This window comes from Streptomyces thermovulgaris (assembly GCF_002155915.1).
Lineage (GTDB): Bacteria > Actinomycetota > Actinomycetes > Streptomycetales > Streptomycetaceae > Streptomyces > Streptomyces thermovulgaris.
The window spans coordinates 906-25,268 of the sequence record NZ_MUME01000115.1 but is presented as its reverse complement, the minus strand read 5'-3'; the positions used below and the strand labels follow the sequence as shown (position 1 = coordinate 25,268).

Below are 24,363 nucleotides of genomic sequence, written 5' to 3'. Positions count from 1 at the left end.
GCATATCGTCTGCAGCGTGAGGTGTGTATAGGAGAGAGGGGTGGCGGTGGTCCGTTCAGGGCTGGTCACGAGGGCGTCCCGGGCCCGGCCATGGGGCTGCCCCGGGCCGGTCCGCGGAGCCGTCCCAGGCCGGTCCGCAGGGGAGTCCCGGGCCGGTCCACGGGGCCGGTCCGGCGGCCGGCGTACCGGCACGCCCCGGGAATTGGCGCGCGAGGATGTGACCGCAGCTGCGACAATCACCTCCATGACCACGCTCAAGTCGAAGCTGCACGATGACCTCAACACCGCGATCAAGGAGCGCGACGAGCTCCGCTCCGCGACGCTCCGGCTGACGCTTGCCGCGATCACCAAGGAGGAGGTCGCGGGCAAGGAGAAGCGCGAGCTCTCCGACGACGAGGTCATCAAGGTGATCGCCCGGGAGGCCAAGAAGCGCCGGGAGGCGGCCGAGGCCTTCGCGCAGGGCGGTCGTCCGGAGGCGGCCGAGCGGGAGAAGGCCGAGGGCGAGGTGCTGGCCGCCTATCTGCCCAAGCAGCTGTCGGACGACGAGCTGAACGCGATCGTCGCCGAGGCCATCGAGGAGGCCAGGGCGGCCGGTGCCGAGGGGCCGCGGGCCATGGGAGCGGTCATGAAGATCGTGGGCCCCAGGATCGCGGGGCGGGCCGAGGGCGGCCGGGTCGCCGCCGTGGTCAAGAAGATGCTGGCGGGCTGATCAGCGGCCGATCGGTGATCGACTTGCGCGGAGGGGGCGCCGGCTGACAGCCGGCGCCCCCTCCGCATGGGGGTCCTCGCCGTGGTGGCCGGCGGGGCCGTCAGTTGCGCTGTCCGCCGTCGATGCCCTGCGGGCCGCCGTCCTGGCCCTGGAAGAAGCCGCCCGGGAGGGTGAAGGACGGGTCCGGGGCGGGGATGCCGCCGTTGATTCCGCCGGTCACGTTGCCACCCGGTCCGGTTCCGCCCGGTCCGGTCCCGCCGGGGCCACCGGGTCCGCCGGTGCCGCCGAACAGGCCGCCGATGAATCCGCCGTTCCCGCGGCCCCTGCCCCTGTTCTTGTCCTCGTCCCTGTCCTCCTCGTTCCTGCCCCTGTCGCGCTTCCTCTCCGGGTCCGGGATGTCCACGAGGTTGAAGGGCAGGGCGGGCTTGCCCTCCAGCGCGCCGCTCATCATGTCGCGCCAGATCGGGCCGGGCACCTGGCCGCCGAAGACCTTGGCGTGCCAGACTCCGCCGATCGAGATGTTCTCCATCCTCCGCTTGTGCGCCGGGTCGCCGACCCAGACCGCGCCGGCCATGTTCGGGGTGTAGCCCACGAACCAGGCGGCGTAGCGGAAGTCCGTCGTACCGGTCTTGCCGGCGCTGGGACGGCTGCCGAGGCCGGCCTGCGTGCCCGTACCGTCCTCGACCACGCCCCTGAGGAGCGTGTTGATGGTGTCGGCGGTCCTCTCCGACATCGCGCGGGAGCAGGTCGTCTTCGGGACCTCGAACGACTTGGTCTTGTTGCCGATGCGCTGGCTGATCGACTCGATGGCGACCGGGGTGCAGTGGATGCCGCGCGCGGCGAAGGTGGCGTAGCCGCCCGCCATGGTCAGCGGGGACATCTCCTGGGTGCCGAGGGCGATGGACGGGGCCTGCTCCAGCTTCTTGCCGTCCGCCCGCTCGATGCCCATCTTCTGGGCCATCTTCACCACCGGGCAGATGCCGATCTCGCTGATCAGCTCCACGAAGTAGGTGTTGACCGACTTCGCGGTCGCCTCCTTCATGGCGTAGGGGCCGACCTCCGACTCGTTCTCGTTCTCGACCGTGCTGCCCTTCTCGTTCCACACGCCGTTGCAGGTCGCGACCGGGGTCGGGTAGTCCATCTTGTACGGCGAGGCGTACGTCTTCGTCGGGGGCATCCCGTTCTCGAGGGCCGCGGCCGCGACGATCGGCTTGAAGGTCGAGCCGGGCTGGTAGCCGGCGCCTCCGCCCATGGCGCGGTCGACGGAGAGGTTGATCTGCGTCTCGTTCTTGCCGAAGCCGTACGGGCGGGACTGGCCCATGGCGAGGATCTTGCCGGTGCCGGGCTCGACGATGGCGGCCGCGGCGGCCACCTCGTCGTTCTGCCTGACGTGCTCCCGGACCGCCTTCTGCAGCGCGTCCTGCGCCTGCGGGTCGAGCGTCGTGCGGATGGTCAGACCGCCCTGGTTCCAGATCTTCGCCCGTTCCGCCCTGGTCTTGCCGAAGACGGGGTCGCTCAGGAACACCTCGCGGACGTAGTCGCAGAAGAAGCCGGCGCCCTTGACCGCCGTGATGCAGCCGTTGCGCGGCCGGGTGACCTTCAGGCCCAGGGGCTGCTTCTTGGCCCTGTCGGCCTCGGCCTGGGAGATGTCGCCGACGTCGGCCATGCGCTGCAGCACGACATTGCGCCGTCTGGTGGCCTCCGCCGGGTTGTTGACCGGGTCGTAGCGGCTGGGCGACTGGACGAGGCCGGCCAGCATCGCGGCCTCCGGAAGGGTCAGGTCCTTGGCGCGCTTGGAGAAGTAGCGCTGGGAGGCGGCCTCGACGCCGTAGGCCTGCTGGCCGAAGAAGGTGATGTTGAGGTAGTTCTCGAGGATCTTCTTCTTGCCCAGGTCCTTCTCGACCTGGATGGCGTACTTCAGCTCCTTTATCTTGCGGCCGAGGGTCTGCTGGGTGGCCTGGGCGACCTTCGTCGGGTCGTCGCCGGCCTCCTCCACGAAGACGTTCTTCACGTACTGCTGGGTGAGCGTGGAGGCGCCCTCGGTGACCTCGCCGCTCTGCGCGTTCTTGTTGAGGGCGCGCAGCACGCCCTTCAGGTCGATCGCGCCGTGCTCGTAGAAGCGCGCGTCCTCGATCGCGACGATGGCCTTCTGCATGTACGGCGAGATGTCCTTCAGATCCACCACCGTACGGTCGCGGGAGTAGACCTGGGCGATCTTGTTCCCCTGGCTGTCCAGGATCGTGGTGCGCTGGCTGAGCGGCGGACGCTTGAGATTGGCCGGGATGTGGTCGAAGCCCTCGACCGATCCCTTGGCCGCGAGGCCCAGCGCGCCGGCCGCGGGCAGCGCGATGCCGGCCATCACGACTCCCGCGAGCACACTGACACCGAGGAACTTGGCGGCCTGTTGCGTGGGCGACAGACCTCCACCGGAGCGCTTCTTTGGCATGAGGGCAGCCTACGTTCTCATTCGCCGGACACGCGTATATGCCTTGGCCTAAGCTGCTCACACTGTCACAGCCGCGCGGCTACGTATCAATACGTCCGACGGCCTCGAAACGTTCCGGCTCCGCCCGGCCCCTCTGCCGGAGGGGGAGGGAGGAGTGTGTCGGGGCACGCCGCAAGAGCATGGAGGTGCGTGTCCGAATTCATCTTGTATGTCATATGAAGTCCGTTATTGCGCACCGTAATTATTTCATGATGTCGGTCATGTCGCGCATGTCCCCAGCTCACTCCCCCGGGTGATCTGCCGCTTCCCCATAGTCCGTTCGGACCATTCAAGATTGGGCCCGCTGGGGGTGTTGCGCCGTGCCCACCTTCCGTAACGTCCTCAACTGGCGGCGGTGAATATGCCGCCGTCGCCGTGGGGGAGCCTCGATTCGGGAGAGGACGGCGCCGGTATGGGCTGGGTAACCGACTGGAGTGCGCAGGCGGCCTGCCGCACTACCGATCCGGATGAACTGTTCGTTCAAGGAGCGGCGCAGAACAGGGCGAAAGCGGTGTGCACCGGATGCCCGGTCCGCACCGAGTGCCTCGCCGACGCGCTCGACAACCGTGTGGAGTTCGGTGTCTGGGGCGGCATGACGGAGCGTGAGCGCCGCGCACTGCTGCGCCGGCGTCCGACCGTCACCTCCTGGCGCCGGCTGCTGGAGACCGCGCGGATGGAGTACGAGCGCGCGGCGAACGCGGCAGCCATGGAGAACGGCCAGGTGCACGAGAAGTACGCGGCAGTGGGCTGAGGACGTCCTCCTGCGGCCTCCTGGGGTCCTCCCGGGCCGCATGGGACGCCCTCCCGGGCCGCGCGGGCGTCAGGCGTTCGGTTCGGACGGCTCGCGCCGGTTGTTCGCGAGCCGGTTTCCGATGTCCCGCAGCCCCGCGAGGTCGTGCACATCGCCGGGCAACGCGGCCACTTCGGCCACCGGCACCTCGGGGTGCAGGGCGGTGAAGCGGTCACGGGTGCGCTGCTCACGGAGCAGCAGCTGCATGCGCTCGGCGTGCAGCCTCAGCAGGCCCGCGGCGACCTGGTCGACGACCGGGTCCGGGGCGTCGGCGGAAGCGGAGGCATCGGTGCCGGTGGCCGTGTCGGCCTGCGGTGCACCGGGGTCGGAACGAGAAGTGGGAGAGTCTGAACTGCCGTACGTGTCGGGAGAGTTACGGAGTTTTTTCCCGTCCTCCTGATCCACAATGCGGGACTCTTCAAGATTTTCCGCAGCGGCCAGCGCCCGCTCGGCCGACAGCTGGTCGGCCCCGCTGCCGTGCACCCGGTTGAGCACCAGACCGGCCAGCGGCATCTTCTCCGCCGCCAGCCGCTCCACGAAGTACGCGGCCTCGCGCAGCGCGTCGCGCTCCGGGGCCGCGACCACCAAAAACGCCGTTCCGGGTGCCTGCAGCAGCTTGTACGTGGCATCCGCGCGCTTGCGGAAGCCGCCGAAGGTGGTGTCCATCGCGGCCACGAACGTCTGGACGTCCTTGAGCAGCTGACCGCCCAGCAGCTTGCCGAGCGTGCCGGTCATCATGGTCATCCCGACGTTCAGGAACTTCATCCCCGCACGCCCGCCCAGCTTCGCCGGGGCCGTCAGCAGCCGGATCAGCCGGCCGTCGAGGAAGGAACCGAGCCGCTTGGGGGCGTCCAGGAAGTCCAGCGCGGAACGGGACGGCGGGGTGTCGACGACGATGAGGTCCCACTCGTCCTTGGCCCGCAGCTGGCCCAGCTTCTCCATGGCCATGTACTCCTGCGTGCCGGCGAAGCCCGCGGAGAGCGACTGGTAGAAGGGGTTGGCCAGGATCGCGGCGGCCCGCTCGGGATCCGTGTGCGCCTCGACGACCTCGTCGAAGGTGCGCTTCATGTCGAGCATCATGGCGTGCAGCTCGCCGTCGCCCTCCGTGCCCTTCACCCGGCGCGGCACGTTGTCGAGCGAGTCGATGCCCATGGACTGGGCGAGCCGGCGGGCCGGGTCGATGGTCAGGACGACCACCTTGCGGCCCCGTTCGGCGGCACGCAGGCCGAGGGCGGCGGCGGTGGTCGTCTTGCCGACCCCGCCCGAGCCGCAGCACACCACGATCCGGGTCCTGGGATCGTCGAGCAGCGGATCGATGTCGAGCACACGCGCGGGGGCGAGACGGCGGGTGCCGTCGTACGCGCGCGAGCCGTCGTGCGGACGGGGCGTCTCACGCGCGTGCGCCGGGTCCGGACTCATGACATCCCCTGCTTCCGTAGCTCGGTCGCCAGTTCGTACAGACCAGCCAGGTCCATGCCCTCGGAGAGCAGCGGCAGCTCGTGCAGCGGCAGGCCCAGCTCGCCCAGCACGGAGCGCTGCTCCTCCTCCAGCGCGTACCGCTCGGCGTACTCCTCGGCCTGCTCCAGCAGCGGGTCCACCAGCCGCTCGGCGTTTCCGCCGCGCCGTGCGCCGCCGAGCCCGGCGGAGGACAGCGACCGGGCGAGAGCGGCACGCGGAATGGTCCGTACGAGTTCCAGGTCCTTCGCGTCCAGCACCCGCGGACGCACCATGTTGACGATGATCCGGCCCACCGGCAGCCCGGCGGCGCGCAGTTCGGCGATGCCGTCGGCCGTCTCCTGGACGGGCATCTCCTCCAGCAGCGTCACCAGGTGCACGGCCGTCTCGGCCGACTTCAGCACCCGCATCACCGCCTGGGCCTGGTTGTGTATCGGGCCGATCTTCGCCAGGCCCGCCACCTCGTCGTTGACGTTGAGGAAACGGGTGATGCGCCCCGTGGGCGGCGCGTCCATGACGACGTAGTCGTAGACGAACCGTCCGCTGCGGTCCTTGCGCCGCACCGCCTCGCAGGCCTTGCCGGTCAGCAGGACGTCCCTGAGACCGGGGGCGATGGTGGTGGCGAAGTCGATGGCACCGATCTTCCGCAGGGCCCGGCCGGCACTGCCCAGCTTGTAGAACATCTGGAGGTAGTCCAGCAGGGCCTGTTCGGGGTCGATGGCGAGCGCGTAGACCTCCCCGCCCCCGGGAGCGACCGCGATCTTCCGCTCCTCGTAGGGCAGCGCCTCCGTCTCGAAGAGCTGTGCGATGCCCTGCCGGCCCTCGACCTCGACGAGAAGCGTCCGCCTGCCCGCCGTGGCCAGGGCCAGCGCGAGGGCGGCGGCGACCGTCGTCTTTCCGGTCCCGCCCTTGCCGCTGACGACCTGGAGCCTGCTCACGCCCTCGAGCCTAACCAGTCGGTGCGCCGTGCACGCGGCAGGCCGTGGACAACCGCCGGTCGTGGTCGGCCGGTGACCGGCGCGCCGCAGGGGCTACAGTCGGCCCATGACCAAGTGGGAATACGCAACCGTGCCGCTGCTCGTCCACGCCACGAAGCAGATCCTGGACACCTGGGGCGAGGACGGCTGGGAGCTCGTCCAGGTCGTGCCCGGACCGAACCCGGAGCAGCTGGTGGCCTATCTGAAGCGGGAGAAGCAGGGATGAGCGCGGTCGAGGCGAAGCTGGCCGAGCTGGGGCTGACACTGCCGGAGGTCGTGCCGCCGCTGGCCGCCTACCAGCCGGCCGTGCGCTCCGGCGCGTACGTCTACACCTCCGGTCAGCTGCCGATGGTGAACGGCAAGCTGGAGGTCACCGGCAAGGTCGGTCACGAGGTCACGCCGGAGGAGGCCAAGGACCTGGCGCGCATCTGCGCGCTGAACGCCCTCGCCGCCGTGAAGTCCGTCGCGGGCGACCTGGACCGCATCGCGCGCGTGGTGAAGGTCGTGGGGTTCGTCGCCTCCGCCCCGGACTTCACCGGCCAGCCGGGTGTCGTCAACGGTGCCAGCGAACTGCTGAGCGAGGTGCTCGGCGACAGGGGCGTGCACGCGCGCAGCGCGGTCGGGGTGGCGGTGCTGCCGCTGGACGCGCCCGTGGAGGTGGAGGTCCAGGTCGAGCTGGAGGAACGCTAGACGGGCCCCGGACAGGTGCTGAGCGGGACCCGGCCCCGGCCCCCTCTCGAACATCCGCTCACCACGGGATAGCCTCCGCCCATGGCGAATGGGCAGTGGTATCCCCCGGACTGGCCGGAACGCATTCGCGCGCTCGCGAACGGCACCCTCACCCCGGTCGTGCCGAAGCGTGCGGCCACCGTGATGCTCCTGAAGGACACCGGCGCCGGTCCCGCCGTGTACATGCTGCGCAGACGCGCCTCCATGGCCTTCGCCGGAGGCGCGTACGCGTACCCGGGCGGGGGTGTCGACCCCCGTGACGACGACCATCTGGTCCGCTGGGCGGGTCCCACGCGCGCGTGGTGGGCCGACCGGCTCGGTGTGGACGAGAGCGCGGCCCAGGCGATCGTCTGCGCCGCCGTCCGCGAGACCTACGAGGAGGCCGGTGTCCTGCTCGCCGGGCCCGACGCCGACTCGGTGGTCGGCGACACCACGGGCGAGGACTGGGAGGCCGACCGTGCCGCCCTGGTCGCCCGTGAGCTGTCCTTCGCGGACTTCCTGGACCGCCGGGGCCTGGTGCTGCGCTCGGACCTGCTGGGTGCCTGGACGCGCTGGATCACCCCGGAGTTCGAGGCCCGCCGCTACGACACCTGGTTCTTCGTGGCCGCGCTTCCCGAGGGCCAGCGCACCCGGGACGTCTCCACGGAGGCCGACCGCACGGTGTGGGTGCGGCCCGAGGACGCGGCGGCCGCGTACGACCGGGGCGAGCTGGTGATGATGCCGCCCACCATCGCCACCCTGCGCCAGCTGATCCCCTGCGGCAGCCCGGCCGAGGCGCTCGCGGCCGCGCGGGACCGCGATCTGACCCCCGTTCTCGCACAGGCCCGCCTGGTGGGCGACGAGATCGTGCTGTCCTGGCCGGGCCACGACGAGTTCACCAAGCACATCCCGAACGGGGCGGCTCCCGCGTGAGCCGCGGCCCGTGCACGCCGGACGTCCAGGAAGGTTTCCTCGCATGACGGACGCAGCAGCGCTCCCCGGGCAGCCCCGCGGCGGCGTTCTCAGTGGTCCCGCCACCGCGCGGGCCGTCAACGTCCTCGCCCCCAACGCGTCCCCCATGACGCTGGACGGCACCAACACCTGGATCGTCTCGGAGCCGGACTCCGACCTGGCCGTGGTGATCGACCCGGGGCCGCTGGACGAGGGCCATCTGACCCGTGTGATCGGCACGGCGGAGAAGGCGGGCAAACGCATCGCGCTGACCCTGCTGACGCACGGCCACCCCGACCACGCGGAGGGCGCCGCCCGCTTCGCCGAACTGACCCGCACGCACGTGCGTGCGCTCGACCCGGCCCTGCGGCTGGGCGACGAGGGCCTGGGCCCCGGAGAGGTGATCGAGGTGGGCGGCCTGGAGCTGCGGGTCGTGCCGACCCCCGGGCACACCGCCGACTCCCTGTGCTTCCACCTCCCGGCCGACCAGGCGGTCCTCACCGGCGACACGGTGCTGGGCCGCGGCACGACGGTCGTGGCGCACCCCGACGGCCGCCTGGGCGACTACCTGGACTCCCTGCGGCGTCTGAGGTCGCTCACGGTCGACGACGGCGTCCACACGATCCTGCCCGGTCACGGACCCGTCCTGGAGGACGCCCAGGGCGCCGTCGAGTACTACCTCGCCCACCGCGCCCACCGGCTCGCCCAGGTCGAGACGGCCGTCGAGAACGGCTACCGCACCCCGTCCGAGGTCGTCGCCCATGTGTACGCCGACGTCGACCGCGCCCTGTGGCCGGCCGCGGAGCTGTCGGTGCGGGCCCAGCTGGAGTACCTGGAGGAGCACGGGCTCATCTGACGGCCCGGGCCGGGGACCGGACGGTACGACGACGGCGGGCTCCGTCCCTCACGGGGACGGAGCCCGCCGCCTTCACGTCTTCCGTACGCGGTCGCCTGTCGGGGTACGGCCGTCGCCGTCAGCGCGAGCGCCGCGCGAGGCGCTCCACGTCCAGCAGGATCACCGCGCGGGCCTCCAGACGGAGCCAGCCGCGCTGGGCGAAGTCGGCCAGGGCCTTGTTCACGGTCTCGCGCGAGGCGCCGACCAGCTGGGCCAGTTCCTCCTGAGTGAGGTCGTGGACGACGTGGATGCCCTCCTCGGACTGCACGCCGAAGCGGCGGGAGAGGTCCAGCAGGGCGCGGGCGACACGTCCCGGCACGTCGGAGAAGACCAGGTCGGACATCTGGTCGTTGGTCTTGCGCAGACGCCGGGCGACGGCACGCAGCAGGGCGCCGGCCACCTCGGGCCGCGCGTTCAGCCAGGGCTGCAGGTCGCCGTGACCGAGGGCGAGCAGCTTGACCTCGGTCAGCGCGGTCGCGGTCGCGGTGCGGGGGCCCGGGTCGAACAGCGACAGCTCACCGATGAGCTCACCGGGGCCCACGACGGCCAGCATGTTCTCACGGCCGTCCTGGGAGGCGCGGTGCAGCTTGACCTTGCCCTCGGTGACCACATACAGACGATCGCCCGGGTCGCCTTCGTGGAACAACGAGTCACCACGTGCGAGGGTCACCTCCGTCATGGAGGCGCGGAGCTCCGCGGCCTGCTCGTCGTCGAGCGCCGCGAAGAGCGGGTTGCGCCGCAGAACGTCGTCCACGAGTTCTCTCCTTGTCGACCTGCTCAGGGGGACCTGGGCCCCCGCGTGCCAGGGGGTCCGTGTTCCCCATTTTGCCGGACGGTCCAAACAGTGTGATCTGTCACAAGGATGCCGCACAGATGTTCCGGGATACGCGCCAGGGGGCCAATCGGGGTCCGATCCTCGGGCTCCGAAGCGGATGCCGGTGCAGGGCTCTAGGCTGGCCGGGTGTCCAAGTCGCCGGTGAGAGCACGGGTCGGAGGGACTGCGCGGGTGGTTGTGCATCGGAATTCCGCCTTGGGCGAACAAGAGGCCGACGATGGAACAAGTGCGGCGCAAGAGGCGAAAGAGGCTCCGGTGAAGAAAGCGGCTTCCACGGGGAAAACGGCCGCTGAAGCAGCCACGGAAAAAACGGAGCCGCAGAAGACGGGCACGCCGAAGACCTCTCCGCGGAAGACCTCTTCACGGAAGGCCGCCTCGCAGAAGCCCCCGGCGCAGAAGACCTCCGCGCGCAAGCCCCCCGTGCGGAAGGCCGTGCCTCCCCGGAAGGCGGCCGTCGCGCCGGGGAAGGCCACCGCCGCCGTCGAGGGGACCCCGCCCGCGAGGACCGTCGCCCCGAAGCCGCCGCGGAAGGAGTCGCGCACCGCCCTGGTCCGCCGCGCCCGCCGGATCAACCGCGAGCTCGCCGAGGTGTACCCCTACGCCCACCCCGAGCTGGACTTCGAGAACCCCTTCCAGCTGCTGGTCGCCACGGTCCTGTCCGCCCAGACCACGGACCTGCGGGTCAACCAGACCACCCCCGCGCTGTTCGCCAAGTACCCCACCCCCGAGGACCTCGCCGCCGCCGACCCGGAGGAGGTCGAGGAGATCCTGCGGCCCACCGGCTTCTTCCGGGCCAAGACCAAGTCGGTCATGGGCCTGTCCAGGATGCTGGTGGAGGAGTTCGGCGGGGAGGTCCCAAACCGGCTCGAGGACCTCGTCAGGCTGCCCGGCGTGGGCCGCAAGACCGCCTTCGTGGTGCTCGGCAACGCCTTCGGCCGCCCCGGCATCACCGTGGACACCCACTTCCAGCGGCTGGTGCGGCGCTGGAAGTGGACCGAGGAGACCGACCCCGACAAGATCGAGGCCGCCGTCGGCGCGCTCTTCCCCAAGAGCGAGTGGACGATGCTCTCGCACCGTGTGATCTTCCACGGCCGCCGTATCTGCCACGCCCGCAAGCCCGCGTGCGGCGCCTGCCCGATCGCCCCGCTGTGCCCCGCGTACGGGGAGGGCGAGACGGACCCGGAGAAGGCGAAGAAGCTGCTGAAGTACGAAAAGGGCGGTTTGCCGGGCCAGCGGCTCAAACCCCCGCAGTCCTATCTGGACGCGGGCGGCAGGCCGGCACCACCCCTGGGGGCCGGGTGATGGCGGTGCGGCCCGCGCGGCCCCGGGGCGGGCGGAACGAACACGATGCCCCCGTGCGTTGGACACGGCAGGGCGGCGGCGCACAGGGCGGTACGGACGGCGGCTGCGCGGACGGCGGCAGACGACGGGGCCGGGGGGTGGCGATGGCACGGGCGGGTGAGACGGCGAGCGGCACGCGGGAGGGCTCCGTGACGCTCAGCACGGACGGCCTGCCGGGCTGGCTGGAGCCGGTGGTACGGGTCGTCGAGACGGTCCAGCCCCTCCAGCTGAGCCGCTTCCTGCCGCCGGAGAACGGCGCGGGACGCCAGGCCGCCGTCCTGATCCTCTTCGGACAGGACGAGCGCGGCCCGGAACTGCTGCTCATGGAGCGTGCCAGCTCCCTGCGCTCGCACGCCGGCCAGCCGTCCTTCCCCGGCGGGGCCCTCGACCCGGAGGACGGCGACCCGCAGGGCGAGGGCCCGCTGCGGGCCGCACTGCGCGAGGCCGAGGAGGAGACCGGGCTCGATCCGAGGGGCGTCCAGCTGTTCGGTGCGCTGCCCCGGCTGTACATCCCGGTCAGCGGATTCGTGGTCACCCCCGTGCTCGGCTGGTGGCGCGAGCCCAGCCCGGTCGGTGTCGTCGACCCGGCGGAGACCGCCCGTGTCTTCACCGTCCCCGTGGCGGATCTCGCGGACCCGGCCAACCGGGCCATGACCGTCCATCCCAGCGGCCACCGGGGCCCGGCCTTCCTGGTCGGGTCGACCCTGGTGTGGGGGTTCACCGCCGGAATCATCGACCGTCTGCTCCACTACGCCGGCTGGGAGCGGCCCTGGGACCGCGGCAAACAGGTCCCGCTCGACTGGCGATCATGACAGGGTGGGCACCACGGCCGGGGAGCCGGCCGGCCTGGGGCGATCGGAACACGACGAGGCGAGGCTCGACGCGGTGAACGTGCTGGACATCCTGCTGCTGATCGCCGCTGCCTGGTTCGCGGTCGTGGGCTTCCGCCAGGGATTCGTCGTCGGTGTCCTGTCGGTGGCCGGGTTCCTGGGCGGCGGTCTCGCCGCCGTGTACGCGCTCCCGGTCCTCTGGGACGCCCTGACGGACAACTCGCCCGTCAGCACCGCCGCGGCCGTCGTCGCGGTCGTCGTCGTGATCGTCTGCGCCTCGGTCGGCCAGGCCCTGACCACGCATCTCGGCAGCAGGCTGCGCGTCTACATCACCTGGTCCCCGGCCCGCGTCCTGGACGCCACCGGCGGCGCCCTGGTCAATGTCGCCGCCCTGCTCTTCGTCGCCTGGCTGATCGGCTCGCTCCTGGGCGCGACGACGATACCGACCATCGGCAAGGAGGTCCGCACCTCCAAGGTGCTCGGCGAGATCTCCGAGGTGCTGCCCGACCAGGCCGACAACTGGTTCGCGGACTTCGGCTCGTCCCTGGCGCAGAACGGCTTCCCGCAGGTCTTCAGCCCGTTCACCGACGAGCCCATCACCGATGTACGGCCCCCGGACCCGGCCCTGGCCAACAGCGCCGTCGCCCTGCGCGCCAAGCAGTCCGTCGTCAAGGTCATGGGCACCGCGCGCAGCTGCGGCAAGGTCCTGGAGGGCACCGGCTTCGTCTTCGACGAGCGCCGTGTCATGACCAATGCGCATGTCGTCGGCGGTGTCGAGGAGCCCACCGTCCAGATAGGCGGCGAGGGCAGGAAGTACGACGCCACCGTCGTCCTGTACGACTGGCGCCGCGACATCGCCGTGCTCGACGTGCCGGACCTTAAGGCACCCGCCCTGCAGTTCGCGGACACCGATGCGCAGAGCGGGGACGGCGCCATCATCGCCGGCTTCCCGGAGAACGGGCCGTACGACGTCCGTGCCGCACGGGTGCGCGGGCGCATCGCGGCCAGCGGCCCGGACATCTACCACCGCGGCACCGTCCGCCGTGACGTCTACTCGCTGTACGCGACCGTCCGTCAGGGCAACTCCGGCGGCCCGCTGCTCACCCCCGACGGCAAGGTGTACGGCGTGGTGTTCGCCAAGTCCCTCGACGACGCCGAGACCGGTTACGCGCTCACGGTGGACGAGATCCGGCAGGACATCGTCCAGGGACGTGCCGCGAACCAGCAGGTGGGCAGCGACAGCTGCGCGCTGTGAGCCGGCAGGCCCGCCGGGACCGGAAAGTCCGGGAGGCCGGGAGGTCCGGAGAGCCGGGGAAACCGGGAAAACCCGGGGAAACTGCGTGGTGGGTCAGCCGCGTGGGTGACGCAGACGGACCGACACCCAGCGGGCGCGGCGCCGCAGGATGCGTGGAATGCCCATCCGGGGGCCCGTGTTCGTCCGCTGTGGGGCTTCCCGGTGCAGGGAGCCCGGACCGCTCGCCGAACGGCGGGTGCGTGCTACGTCGCTGTAGTCGTGCGTCCAGCCCATACCCGGACCTCTGCCCCTGCCTCAAGGTCGATAACCGCCCGCGGCAGCCTCAATTGGCCTATGCACCGGGCACATGGCCGTTCACCGGGCGGACGTTCCCGTCCGGACGGCGGGCGCCCGGGCCGGGTCACCGGTCGGGCTCGGGGTCCTTCAGCCAGTTGACCAGTTCCGCCGAGAAGGTGATCGGGTCCTCCTCATGGGGGAAGTGCCCCAGGCCGTCGAACAGGCGCCAGCGGTACGGCGCCTCGACGTACTCGCCCGAGCCGGCCGCGCTGCGGGTGCGCTGCACGGGGTCGAGGGTGCCGTGCAGATGCAGCGTCGGGACCCGCACGGGCCGCTTCATCCGGCGGTAGAACTGGATGCCGTCGGGGCGGGCCAGGGAGCGCACCAGCCAGCGGTACGGCTCGATCGCGCAGTGCGCGGTGGAGGGGATGCACATGGCGCGGCGGTAGACCCGCACCGCCTCGTCGTCCGGCAGCCGCGGCCCCGACCACTCCCGCACCAGACGGGCCACCAGGGCGCCGTTGTCGGCGGTGAGCTGCCGTTCGGGGATCCAGGGCCGCTGGAATCCCCAGATGTACGAACTCGCCGCCGTCTGCCGGACGTCCGAGAGCATCGCCGAGCGCCAGCGCCGCGGGTGCGGCATCGAGACCACCGCGAGCCGCCGTACGAGCTTGGGGCGCATCGCGGCGGCCGTCCACGCCAGATAGCCGCCGAGGTCGTGGCCGACCAGCGCGGCGTCCGGCTCGCCGAGCGAGCGGATCACGCCGGTGATGTCGAGGGCGAGGTTGGCCGGATCGTAGCCGCGGGGGGTGCGGTCGCTGCCGCCCACGCCCCGCAGGTCCATCGCCACGGCGCGGAAGCCCGCGTCGGCGAGGGCGACCAGCTGGTGCCGCCAGGTCCACCAGAACTGCGGGAAGCCGTGCACCAGCAGGACCAGAGGCCCGTCGCCGAGCTCGGCGATGTGGAAGCGGGCGCCGTTGGCGGCGACGTTCCGGTGCGTCACCTTCCTGTCACCGGGCACGTCGATCCGTACCACCGATGTCGACTGCTCCGAAGGAGTGGTGGGCTCCGTCATGAGGACGAGCGTGCCACAGCCTCGATGGCCGCGGGGGAACGGTCCTCCAGGGCACGCGGCTCGGGGCGCGGGTGGGGCTTGGCCTTCTGCAGGACGCCGGCCGTCTCCTTCATGGACGCGGCGACCTTCTGCGGCCCCTTGCTCTTCCTGGCCTTCTTCGTGAGCACCCAGGCGATCAGGCCCAGGACACCGGCGACCAGCACATTGGCGAGGAAGGACAGCAGGAAGCAGAGGGCGAGGTTCCAGCCGGTCCAGGTGTGAATGCCGTAGGCCAGCGCGAAGTTGAGCATCGGCAGGGAGAACAGGAAGAGCGCGGCGGCCAGGGCCCCCAGCACGCCGCCGGCCCCGATGCGCTTGGCGTCCTGCCTCAGCTGGGCCTTGGCCAGTGCGATCTCGTCGTGCACCAGCGCCGACAATTCGGTGGTCGCCGCGGCGAACAACTGGCCGATACTGCGTTCGGCGCCGACCGGGCTGCCGTCGGGTGCGCTCATCGCGGTCTCCCTCTCCTGCCTGACTGAGAACGTCGTCGTGGTCTCCGTCCGGCTTCGGTCCGGCGTCGACTGCTGCCTGACTTCTGCCCGACTGGGAACGGTCCTGTCTTTTGTACCGTCCCGTCAGATCATGCCCGACTGTCGTTCTCCTCGCCTGCCCCTCCCGGCACTTCGGCAAGCCGCCCGGCCCGTTCGGCCTCCTTGAGCGCGGCGAGCCGGCGGTGCTCCGCGGCCTTGCGCTCCAGGATCTCGGCCATGCGCAGGTGGTAGGCGGGGTCGTCCTGCTCGTAGATGTCCGGGACGCCGTCCTGGTCCTCGTCCCGTTCCTCGGCCTCGCACAGCCTGCGGTAGTGGTTGTTGCGGAGCTTGAGCAGGACGGACGCCAGGATCGTCGCGATGAGGGAGCCGGTGAGGACGGCGGCCTTGACCTCGTCGGTGAGCACGGCGTCGCCCTCGAAGGCCAGCTCGCCGATCAGCAGGGACACGGTGAAGCCGATCCCGCCGAGCGTGGCCACCGCGAACACATCGGCCCAGGCCAGGTCTTCGCTGAGCGACGCCCTGGTGAAGCGGGCGGTGAGCCAGGTCCCGCCGAAGATGCCGAGCATCTTGCCGAGCACGAGCCCGAGGACGACCCCGAGGGGCTCGGGCCTGGTGAACACGTCCGCCAGGGCCCCGCCCGAGATGGAGACACCCGCGCTGAACAGGGCGAACAGCGGCACCGCCAGCCCCGCCGACACCGGGCGCACGACATGCTCGATGTGCTCGCCGGGGGAGGTCTCCTCGCCCTCGCGGCGGGTGCAGCGCAGCATCAGGCCCATCGCGACGCCCGCGATGGTGGCGTGCACGCCGCTGTTGTACATCAGCCCCCAGATCACCAGGGCGAGCGGGAGGTACACGTACCAGCCGTGCACGCCCCGGCGCAGCAGCAGCCAGAAGACGGCCAGGCCGGCCGCCGCTCCGGCGAGGGCGGCGAAGTTCAGCCGGCTGGTGAAGAAGACGGCGATGATCAGGATCGCGAACAGGTCGTCCACGACGGCGAGCGTCAGCAGGAAGGCGCGCAGGGCGCTGGGCAGGGACGTGCCGATGACCGCGAGCACGGCGAGTGCGAAGGCGATGTCGGTCGCGGTCGGCACCGCCCAGCCGGCGAGCGACCCGCCTCCGGCCAGGTTGGCCGTGACGTAGACGACCGCGGGCATGACCATGCCGCACGCCGCGGCGACCACCGGCAGGGCCGCGGCCTTGGGGTCCTTCAGATCACCGGCGACCAGTTCGCGCTTGAGCTCGACCCCGGCGACGAAGAAGAAGATCGCGAGCAGTCCGTCGGCGGCCCAGTGCGCCACGGAGAGATTCAGGCCGAGCGCGGCGGGGCCGAGGTGGAAGTGGCTGATGCTCTCGTAGCTGGGGCGCAGGACGGGGATGTTCGCCCACAGGAGGGCGACGACCGCGGCGAGGAGCAGCAGCATGCCGCCGACGGTCTCGGTGCGCAGGGCGTCCGCGACGAAGTTCCGCTCGGACAGCGACAGACGGTCCAGGAACTTGCGTGTGGTGCTGGTGCGGGACGCGGCCACGGAAACCTCCGGTCGGTGGGCAGGACAAAACGCATGCCGACCAGACTTCCCGGCGCACCTGAGGATCTCTTCTGTTGTGCTGCCCGGTCAGCCTACCCAAGGTGCGGCGGGGACGGATATGACGTTCCTCCCACGGAGCACGCAGGGGCACTCGGCGTGCATGCCGCCGAGTGCCCCTGGGGGGACGTGCTCAGTCCTCGCCGGGACCGTGTGCGGTGCTGTCCGGTCCGCCGCCCGCCTCAGTCCTCGCTGGGCGCCGCGGGGAGCTTGGCCTGGATGAGGTCCATGACGGTGGAGTCGGTCAGCGTCGTGACGTCTCCGAGCTCCCGGTTCTCCGCCACGTCGCGCAGCAGCCGCCGCATGATCTTCCCGGAGCGGGTCTTCGGCAGTTCCGCCACCGGCAGGATCCGCTTGGGCTTGGCGATCGGGCCGAGGGTCGAGCCCACGTGGTTGCGCAGCTCGCTCACCAGGTCCTCGTTCTCGGTGGCCGTGCCGCGCAGGATCACGAAGGCGACGATCGCCTGCCCGGTCGTCGGGTCCGACGCGCCGACCACGGCGGCCTCGGCGACCGCCGGGTGGGAGACGAGGGCGGACTCGACCTCGGTGGTGGAGATGTTGTGCCCGGACACCAGCATCACGTCGTCGACCCGGCCGAGCAGCCAGATGTCGCCGTCGTCGTCCTTCTTGGCGCCGTCACCGGCGAAGTACTTGCCCTCGAAGCGGGACCAGTACGTGTCGATGTACCGCTGGTCGTCGCCCCAGATGGTGCGCAGCATCGACGGCCACGGCTCGGTGAGCACCAGGTAGCCACCGCCGCCGTTGGGCACCTCGTTCCCCTCGTCGTCCACCACCGTCGCCGAGATGCCGGGCAGCGTGCGCTGGGCCGAGCCGGGCTTGGCCTCGGTCACCCCCGGCAGCGGGGAGATCATGATCGCGCCGGTCTCCGTCTGCCACCAGGTGTCCACCACCGGGGTGCGGTCGCCGCCGATGTTCTTGCGGTACCAGATCCACGCCTCGGGGTTGATCGGCTCGCCGACCGAGCCGAGAAGGCGCAGGGAGGACAGGTCGAACTTCGCGGGGATGTCGTCGCCCCACTTCATGAACGTACGGATCGCGGTCGGCGCCGTGTAGAGGATCGTCACGCCGTACTTCTGCACGATCTCCCAGAAGCGGCCCTGGTGCGGGGTGTCGGGCGTGCCCTCGTACATCACCTGCGTCGCACCGTTGGCCAGCGGTCCGTACACGATGTACGAGTGGCCGGTGACCCAGCCGACGTCGGCGGTGCACCAGTAGACGTCGGTCTCCGGCTTGAGGTCGAAGACGGCCCAGTGCGTGTACGCCACCTGGGTGAGGTAGCCGCCGGAGGTGTGCAGGATGCCCTTGGGCTTCCCGGTGGTGCCCGAGGTGTAGAGGATGAACAGCGGGTGCTCGGCCTCGAAGGCCTCGGGGGTGTGCTCGGCCGACTGCCGGTCGACGAGGTCGTGCCACCAGATGTCCCGGCCCTCGGTCCAGGCGATGTCCTGCCCGGTGCGGCGGACCACGACCACGTGCGCGACGCCGTCCGCGCGGCGGAGGGCCTCGTCCACGGCGGGCTTGAGCGCGGACGGCTTGCCGCGCCGGTACCCGCCGTCGGCCGTGATCACGACCTTGGCGTCGGCGTCCTCGATCCGGGTGGCGAGCGCGTCCGAGGAGAAGCCGCCGAAGACCACGGAGTGCATCGCGCCGATCCGGGCGCAGGCCAGCATGGCGATGGCCGTCTCCGGGATCATGGGCATGTAGATGGCCACCCGGTCGCCCTTCCGGACGCCCAGTTCGAGCAGCGCGTTCGCGGCCTTGCAGACCTCGTCCTTGAGCTGGGCGTAGGTGAGGGCGCGGCTGTCGCCGGGCTCGCCCTCGAAGTGGATCGCGACACGGTCGCCGATGCCTGCCTCGACGTGCCGGTCCACGCAGTTGTACGCCACGTTGAGCGTGCCGTCCTTGAACCACTTGGCGAACGGCGGGTTCGACCAGTCGAGCGTCTCGGTCGGCTCCTTGGCCCAGGTCAGCCGCCGGGCCTGCTCGGCCCAGAAGCCGAGGCGGTCGGCCTTGGCCCGTTCATACGCCTCCGCCTTGACGTTGGCATCAGCGGCCAGGTCGGCGGGCGGCGCGAAACGTCGCTCCTCCTTCAGCAGGTTGGAGAGTGAAGAACGCTCGTTCTCAGCCATCGCACACCGTCCCAATTGGTTTAGACCATTTCGGGGCTCGATTCTCCGAGCACCGCGGATGCCGGTCAACCCTCTCCCCATCCTGGCACCCGCTCATTCACGGGTCACGGACAGCGGACGCCGGGGGTTCACTTTCCGGAGACCCCTGTGCGCCGGCCGTTGTGCGACCGGGTGCCGGACAGGTCCGCCGGCCACGGCTCCTCCGCCGCGCCGACCCGGATGAACACCTTCTCCCCGTCCGTCTCCGCGTCTGTCTCCGTCAGCAGGTACGCCTGGGCCTCGCCCAGGTGGAAGTACATGCCGTGCAGCTCCAGCCTTCCCTCGCGCAGGGCGCGGGCCACCGGGGCGTGGGCGCGCAGATGGTCCAGCTGCTGGACGATGTTGATCAGGCACAGCTGCTCGACCGGGTCGGCGGGCGGGCGGCCGTCCGTCCGGGGAGCGCGGTGGCCGTCCTCGGCCAGCCGCTCCAGACTGGGCAGCCCGTGCCGCAGCCACCGCTCGAGCGGGGTGCGGGCCTGCCCGGCGCCGGGGGCGAGCAGGGTCTTTCCGGCGCCGGATTCGAGCAGGGCCTTTCCGGGGCCGGATTCGAGCAGGGCCTTCATCGCCCCGCACCCCGAGTGGCCGCACACGGTGAGGGAGCGCACCCCGAGCACGTCCACCGCGTACTCGACCGCGGCGGCCACCGAGGCGTCGCCCTCCTGGTCCGGCGGCGGCACGAGGTTGCCCACATTGCGCACGACGAAGAGGTCGCCGGGACCACTGGAAGTGATCATCGAGGTGACCAGCCGTGAGTCGGCGCAGGTCAGGAAGAGCTGGGACGGCCGCTGTCCCTCCCGCGCCAGCCGTGCCAGCTCCGCCCGCACATGCGGTGCGATGGTGTGCTGGAACGTGCGCAGGCCGCGGGCCAGCTGCCAGCCGCGTCCGTCGGACGCCGGCGCGGGGCTCGGTCCGCCCGCGCACTGGTGGTTGCGCCACGGCGTCCAGGGCCGGCACCGGCACCGGGTGCCGTCCGGGCCGGTCGGCTCGGCGATGCGCACTCCCGCGCGCAGACCCGTGAGCTCGACCGTTCCGCCCTGTGCGCAGTGCGTCCGCCGCCAGTCCCGCAGCGACTCGTACGCCGCGTGGTCCATGAACGAGCCGTCCAGCCGGACGACCGCATCGGCTCCCGGGGGGACGAGGTGCAGGGCCCGGCTGAGCCGCGGCACCGCGAGGAACGTCAGCTGTCCTCGCACATGGATGTGGTGGACCCCCTCCCGCTCCTCGTGCGTGATGCGGGTGCGGGCGAGGCGGTGCAGGGCGACGGCGACGGCCACGGCGACGCCGAGGGCCACGCCCTGCAGGATGCCGAGGGCCACCACGCCGAGGGCGGTGACGGCGTAGACCAGCACTTCCCGGTGGCGGGTCACCGTGCGGATGTGGTGCAGGGACACCATCTGGATGCCGACGGCCATCACCAGCGCGGCGAGCGCGGCGAGCGGGACGAGCTCCAGGACCGGGACCATCAGCACCGCGGCGGCCACCACGAGCACGCCGTGCAGCATCGTGGAGTTCCGGCTCACGGCGCCCGCGTGCACATTCGCCGAGCTGCGCACGGCCACACCGGCGACCGGCAGTCCGCCGAGCGCGCCGGAGACGATGTTGGAGGCGCCCTGGCCGAGCAGTTCCCGGTCCAGGTCCGAGCGGCCGATGCCGGCGCTCGCACCGGCGCGGCCCGCCACCAGCTTGTCCACGGCGACCGCGCCGAGCAGGGACTGCACACTGCACACCAGCGTGGTGGTGAGCACGGCGGCGACGAGGCCGAGCACCGGTCCCTCGGGCAGTCCGGCCAGGGCGTGGCTGCGCCAGGAGGGCAGCTCGACCCGGGGCACCATCAGCCCGGCGAGGGAGGCGACGGCGGCGGCTCCGGCGACGGCGACGAGCGGGGACGGCACCTTGCGCAGCAGGCCGCCGGGGCGTCCGGGCAGACGCGGCCAGGACAGCAGCAGGGCCAGGGTCAGCGCGCTCACGGCGAGTGCCGCCGGGTCGAGGTCGGCCAACTGGGCGGGAAGAACACGGAGGTTGTCGAGCACGGAGCTCTGCGGGCTGCCGCCGAGCACGATGTGCACCTGGGCGACGGCGATGGTCACACCGATCCCGGCGAGCATGCCGTGCACGACGGCGGGGCTGACGGCGAGTGCGCTGCGGGCCACGCGCAGGCATCCCAGGCCGAGTTGGACGAGACCGGCGAGAACGGTGACGGCACAGGTCGTGCGCCATCCATAACGGTGGATCAGGTCGGCGGTGACCACCGTGAGTCCGGCGGCGGGGCCGCTGACCTGCAGGGGACAGCCGCCGAGCCGGCCGGCGACGAGTCCGCCCACGGCGGCGGCCACGAGCCCGGCCTGCAGCGGGGCGCCCGTGGCCAGGGCGATGCCGAGGGAGAGGGGCAGGGCGATCAGGAAGACCGTGACGGACGCCGACAGATCGGCGCTCGCGACACGGGGAAGGCGCGGCGGGCTGTGGGGCGGATGGAAGCGCTCGGTGCGGGCGGAGTTCACGGTGCGGGCGGGGATGCGGGCCTGCATGTTCCGTCTCCTCAGGGTGGCGCGGTCGCGGGGGTGTCGACGGGTTCGGCCGGCGGGCCGACGGACCGACGGGCGCAACCGACTGGCCGACGGGCATGGCGGAATCAGCGTTGAGTAAAGCGATCGTAATGCCCTGTAAAAGGCGCTCGCTGATGTTCCGAGCAAATGGCGCATCTCGTCATCTTGATGAGTGAACCAGGATTTTCATCGGCTTGTCGTATTAATTCTTTCCTCGGTCCGTGCGACCTTGGCGGCGCCGTCGGCACGTCCGGCGCATCACCAGCACACGCCGTCTCGGCGTAGGACGAGAGAAGGAAGAAGGTGGGCGGAACATGGCCGCCACCCGGAGGATCGCCCTGGGCGTCGCCGTGGTCTGCATCTCGTCGCTCGCCGGTTGTGCGAGCGGCCCGGAGGCACCCGAACGGGGCGCGCGCGACGCTCCGTACAAAGGTGCGCCGGCGCCCGGGAGCGTCGTCCGTCTGATCGGCGACGGGTCCACCGCGTACACCGGGGCCCAGCCGCACCTGCCCAGGCCCGAGAGGCTCAAGCCCGGTGAAAGGCCCCCGCAGTTCGTCGTGTTCTCCTGGGACGGGGCGGGGGAGGACGGCCAGAAGCTGTTCTCGCACTTCCGCAAGGTCGCCCGGGAGAACCGCGCGACCATGACGTACTTCCTCAGCGGCGTCTATCTGCTGCCGAAGGAGAAGCGCGACCTGTACCGCCCGCCGCGGCACCCCCCGGGCAGCTCCGAGATCGGCTTCAACGACGAGAAGGGCATCGCCGACACGGTCGAGCAGATCCGGCTGGCGTGGCTGGAGGGCAATGAGATCGGCACGCACTTCAACGGCCACTTCTGCGGCCCCGACGGCGGGGTCGGCCAGTGGTCGGTCGAGGAGTGGAAGAGCGAGATCGCCCAGGCCAAGCAGTTCGTGAAGACCTGGAAGACCAACACCGGCCTGAAGGACGTGCCCCCGCTGCCCTTCGACTACGACAAGGAGCTCATCGGCGCCCGCACCCCCTGCCTGGAGGGACAGGAGAACTTCATCAAGGCGGCGAGCCGGATGGGCTTCCGCTACGACAGCAGCGGTGTCAACCGCCAGGTGTGGCCCACCAAGCGCGAGGGTCTGTGGGACCTGTCGCTGCAACTGGTGCCCTTCCCCGGGCACAGCTTCGAACAGCTGGCCATGGACTACAACTTCATGGTCAACCAGTCCGGTACGCAGACCCAGGGCGACCCCGCCCTGTTCGAGCACTGGGGCAACCAGATGCGGGAGGGCCTGCTCAGAGGGTTCTACCGGGCCTACGACGGCAACCGCGCCCCCCTGATCATCGGCAACCACTTCGAGTCCTGGAACGGCGGCACCTACATGCGTGCCGTCGAGCAGGTCGTGAAGGAGGTGTGCACCAAGCCCGAGGTGCGCTGCGTCTCCTTCCGCCAGCTGGTCGACTGGCTGGACGCCCAGGACCCGCAGACCCTCGCGAAACTGCGCACGCTGGAGGTCGGCGAGGCGCCCAGTCAGGGCTGGGCGTCCTTCCTCCCGAACCGTCCGGCCCCCGCCCCCAGAGGGGCGCCCGGGGCACCCCGGCCGTAGCGGCGCTCAGGCCGGGGCGGCGACGTCCTCGCCGAGGACGAAGCCGGGGTCGATCTGGGCGGCCAGGTCGACCCCGGTCCGCTCGTTCCCCCACGAGGCGGCGTTCTTCAGGTGGAAGTGCACCATCTGCTGGGTGTAGCGGTGCCAGTCGCGCAGCTCGTACGTGGCGTCGGCGGTGACCTGGAGCAGCTGCAGGGCACGGCGGTTGGCGTCCTCCAGGAGCTCGAACCGGGGCGGCCGGCCCTTCTCCATGGCGCGCACCCAGTCCGAGTGCCCGACGGTCACCAGCAGGTCGTCCCCGACCTCGGCGCGCAGGAAGTCGAGGTCGTCCTGCCCCTGCACCTTGTTGCCCACGACCCTCAGCACGACGCCGAAGTCGCGGGCGTACTGCTTGTACTGGCGGTAGACGGAGACGCCCTTCCGGGTCGGCTCGGCGACGAGGAACGTGATGTCGAAGCGGGTGAACAGTCCGGAGGCGAAGGAGTCCGAGCCCGCCGTCATGTCGACCACCACGTACTCGTCGCGGCCGTCCACCAGGTGGTTCAGGAACAGCTCCACCGCTCCGGTCTTGGAGTGGTAGCAGGCGACCCCCAGGTCGGCGTCCGTGAAGGGGCCGGTGACCATCAGGCGCACGGTGCCGCCGTCGAGCTCCACCGGGTGGGCGCAGGCGTCGTACACCGGGTTGTCCTCGTTCAGGCGCAGCAGACGCGAGCCCTCGCCCGGCGGAGTCGTCTTGATCATCGTCTCGGCGGAGGCGATGCGCGGATTGGTGCCGCGCAGATAGTCCTTGATCAGCCGGAGGTGGTCGCCCATCGCCGGCAGCGCGGCGGCCTGCTCCTCCTCCAGCCCGAGCGCGGCCCCCAGGTGCTGGTTGATGTCGGCGTCGATCGCGACGACGGGCACGCCCGTCGTCGCGAGATGGCGGATGAACAGGGAGGACAGAGTGGTCTTGCCGCTGCCGCCCTTCCCGACGAAAGCAATTTTCATGTTCACGAAGGGTATACGGGCGGTGGCTCTGGGTGACAAGCTCCGTGAAGAAGACCACTCCTTCGGGGAATGTCCCGCCCGGGTGCGTAGGGTCGTACTCATGAGTACGACAGGCGCGGCCGCTGAACCTCCCCCCGGCTCCCCGAAGAGCACGAGCGGCGGGGACCCCCTTGCGGCCCTGGGGACGCTGCCCGGAGTGGCCGAGTGCGTGGAGTCCGTGCGCAAGGCCGTGGACCGGGTCTACGGGCACCGGGTCATGCGACGCCGGAGCAACGAGATCACCTCCGAGGCGGCGCTGCGCGGTGCGCGCGGCTCCGCGGCGCTGTCCGGTGCGGACTGGGCGCTGGAGGAGGTGCGCCGGCGCACCTCCTCCAGCGC

Annotated in this window: 21 protein-coding genes and 1 pseudogene; 11 read left to right on the top strand and 11 right to left on the bottom strand. The window is 71.1% G+C overall.

Annotation, left to right across the window (positions count from 1 at the left end; genetic code table 11):
- The first annotated feature begins 244 nt into the window (after positions 1-244).
- A complete protein-coding gene (locus CCN35_RS11975) occupies positions 245-709 on the top strand; it encodes a GatB/YqeY domain-containing protein (protein ID WP_067393848.1) in 465 nt (154 codons plus the stop codon).
- Between the two features lie 100 nt (positions 710-809).
- On the opposite strand, the gene CCN35_RS11970 is transcribed toward CCN35_RS11975, so the two are convergent.
- Positions 810-3,155, bottom strand: coding sequence for a transglycosylase domain-containing protein (locus CCN35_RS11970; RefSeq protein ID WP_086792549.1), 2,346 nt, complete (start codon positions 3,153-3,155; stop codon positions 810-812).
- Positions 3,156-3,606: 451 nt separating this feature from the next.
- Here CCN35_RS11970 and CCN35_RS11960 point away from each other — a divergent pair, with 451 nt between their 5' ends.
- Entirely contained in the window at positions 3,607-3,945 is a 339-nt protein-coding gene (locus CCN35_RS11960; protein ID WP_067393837.1) for a WhiB family transcriptional regulator, read from the top strand.
- A gap of 69 nt (positions 3,946-4,014) precedes the next feature.
- On the opposite strand, the gene bagB is transcribed toward CCN35_RS11960, so the two are convergent.
- Positions 4,015-5,403, bottom strand: a complete 1,389-nt coding sequence (gene bagB / locus CCN35_RS11955; RefSeq protein ID WP_067393834.1) for an ATPase BagB — start codon at positions 5,401-5,403, stop codon at positions 4,015-4,017.
- A complete protein-coding gene (gene bagA / locus CCN35_RS11950; protein WP_067393831.1) occupies positions 5,400-6,377 on the bottom strand; it encodes an ATPase BagA in 978 nt (325 codons plus the stop codon). The genes bagB and bagA overlap by 4 nt, the downstream gene beginning before the upstream one ends.
- Before the next feature lie 106 nt (positions 6,378-6,483).
- Here bagA and sp36 point away from each other — a divergent pair, with 106 nt between their 5' ends.
- The 4 genes from sp36 (at position 6,484) to CCN35_RS11930 (ending at position 8,931) form a co-directional block, all read left to right on the top strand.
- Positions 6,484-6,642, top strand: a complete 159-nt coding sequence (gene sp36, locus CCN35_RS11945) for a Sp36 family protein (RefSeq protein ID WP_073947089.1) — start codon at positions 6,484-6,486, stop codon at positions 6,640-6,642.
- Positions 6,639-7,106, top strand: coding sequence for a RidA family protein (locus CCN35_RS11940; protein WP_067393828.1), 468 nt, complete (start codon positions 6,639-6,641; stop codon positions 7,104-7,106). The genes sp36 and CCN35_RS11940 overlap by 4 nt, the downstream gene beginning before the upstream one ends.
- An 81-nt stretch (positions 7,107-7,187) precedes the next feature.
- A complete protein-coding gene (locus CCN35_RS11935; protein WP_067393825.1) occupies positions 7,188-8,057 on the top strand; it encodes an NUDIX hydrolase in 870 nt (289 codons plus the stop codon).
- Positions 8,058-8,100: 43 nt separating this feature from the next.
- On the top strand, positions 8,101-8,931 hold the full coding sequence (locus CCN35_RS11930) for an MBL fold metallo-hydrolase (protein WP_067393823.1): 831 nt from the start codon (positions 8,101-8,103) through the stop codon (positions 8,929-8,931).
- Between the two features lie 118 nt (positions 8,932-9,049).
- On the opposite strand, the gene CCN35_RS11925 is transcribed toward CCN35_RS11930, so the two are convergent.
- Entirely contained in the window at positions 9,050-9,724 is a 675-nt protein-coding gene (locus tag CCN35_RS11925) for a Crp/Fnr family transcriptional regulator (RefSeq protein WP_067393821.1), read from the bottom strand.
- A 501-nt stretch (positions 9,725-10,225) separates the two neighbouring features.
- Here CCN35_RS11925 and nth point away from each other — a divergent pair.
- The 3 genes from nth to CCN35_RS11910 all read left to right on the top strand — a co-directional run bounded on the left by nth (position 10,226) and on the right by CCN35_RS11910 (position 13,231).
- Positions 10,226-11,107 (top strand): endonuclease III, encoded by an 882-nt coding sequence (gene nth, locus CCN35_RS11920; RefSeq protein ID WP_245863128.1) that lies wholly within the window; start codon positions 10,226-10,228, stop codon positions 11,105-11,107.
- A gap of 143 nt (positions 11,108-11,250) precedes the next feature.
- Entirely contained in the window at positions 11,251-11,958 is a 708-nt protein-coding gene (locus CCN35_RS11915; RefSeq protein WP_067393817.1) for an NUDIX hydrolase, read from the top strand.
- A 73-nt stretch (positions 11,959-12,031) separates the two neighbouring features.
- Complete coding sequence (locus CCN35_RS11910) at positions 12,032-13,231, top strand: MarP family serine protease (RefSeq protein WP_086792551.1); 1,200 nt, start codon at positions 12,032-12,034, stop codon at positions 13,229-13,231.
- Positions 13,232-13,324: 93 nt separating this feature from the next.
- Here CCN35_RS11910 and CCN35_RS29365 read toward each other — a convergent pair whose 3' ends face one another.
- The 6 genes from CCN35_RS29365 to CCN35_RS11880 all read right to left on the bottom strand — a co-directional run bounded on the left by CCN35_RS29365 (position 13,325) and on the right by CCN35_RS11880 (position 21,409).
- Positions 13,325-13,504, bottom strand: a complete 180-nt coding sequence (locus tag CCN35_RS29365; RefSeq protein ID WP_079129694.1) for a hypothetical protein — start codon at positions 13,502-13,504, stop codon at positions 13,325-13,327.
- A gap of 127 nt (positions 13,505-13,631) precedes the next feature.
- Positions 13,632-14,582 (bottom strand): alpha/beta fold hydrolase, encoded by a 951-nt coding sequence (locus tag CCN35_RS11900; protein ID WP_086792546.1) that lies wholly within the window; start codon positions 14,580-14,582, stop codon positions 13,632-13,634.
- Complete coding sequence (locus tag CCN35_RS11895) at positions 14,579-15,073, bottom strand: phage holin family protein (protein ID WP_067393811.1); 495 nt, start codon at positions 15,071-15,073, stop codon at positions 14,579-14,581. The genes CCN35_RS11900 and CCN35_RS11895 overlap by 4 nt, the downstream gene beginning before the upstream one ends.
- 128 nt (positions 15,074-15,201) lie before the next feature.
- Positions 15,202-16,641 (bottom strand): Na+/H+ antiporter NhaA, encoded by a 1,440-nt coding sequence (gene nhaA, locus CCN35_RS11890; protein WP_086792544.1) that lies wholly within the window; start codon positions 16,639-16,641, stop codon positions 15,202-15,204.
- A gap of 239 nt (positions 16,642-16,880) precedes the next feature.
- Positions 16,881-18,845: an acetate--CoA ligase gene (acs, locus tag CCN35_RS11885; RefSeq protein ID WP_067393805.1), complete on the bottom strand. Its 1,965-nt coding sequence runs from the start codon at positions 18,843-18,845 to the stop codon at positions 16,881-16,883.
- A gap of 128 nt (positions 18,846-18,973) precedes the next feature.
- Positions 18,974-21,409, bottom strand: coding sequence for a SulP family inorganic anion transporter (locus tag CCN35_RS11880; RefSeq protein WP_086792542.1), 2,436 nt, complete (start codon positions 21,407-21,409; stop codon positions 18,974-18,976).
- 332 nt (positions 21,410-21,741) lie between these two features.
- On the opposite strand from CCN35_RS11880, the gene CCN35_RS11875 reads away from it, so the two are divergent.
- Positions 21,742-22,998 (top strand): polysaccharide deacetylase family protein, encoded by a 1,257-nt coding sequence (locus CCN35_RS11875; protein ID WP_086792540.1) that lies wholly within the window; start codon positions 21,742-21,744, stop codon positions 22,996-22,998.
- A gap of 6 nt (positions 22,999-23,004) precedes the next feature.
- On the opposite strand, the gene CCN35_RS11870 is transcribed toward CCN35_RS11875, so the two are convergent.
- Positions 23,005-23,985 (bottom strand): ATP-binding protein, encoded by a 981-nt coding sequence (locus CCN35_RS11870; RefSeq protein ID WP_067393909.1) that lies wholly within the window; start codon positions 23,983-23,985, stop codon positions 23,005-23,007.
- Positions 23,986-24,085: 100 nt separating this feature from the next.
- Between CCN35_RS11870 and CCN35_RS29360 the strand changes: the two are divergent.
- A pseudogene (locus CCN35_RS29360) lies at positions 24,086-24,363 on the top strand (hypothetical protein); the annotation flags it as partial.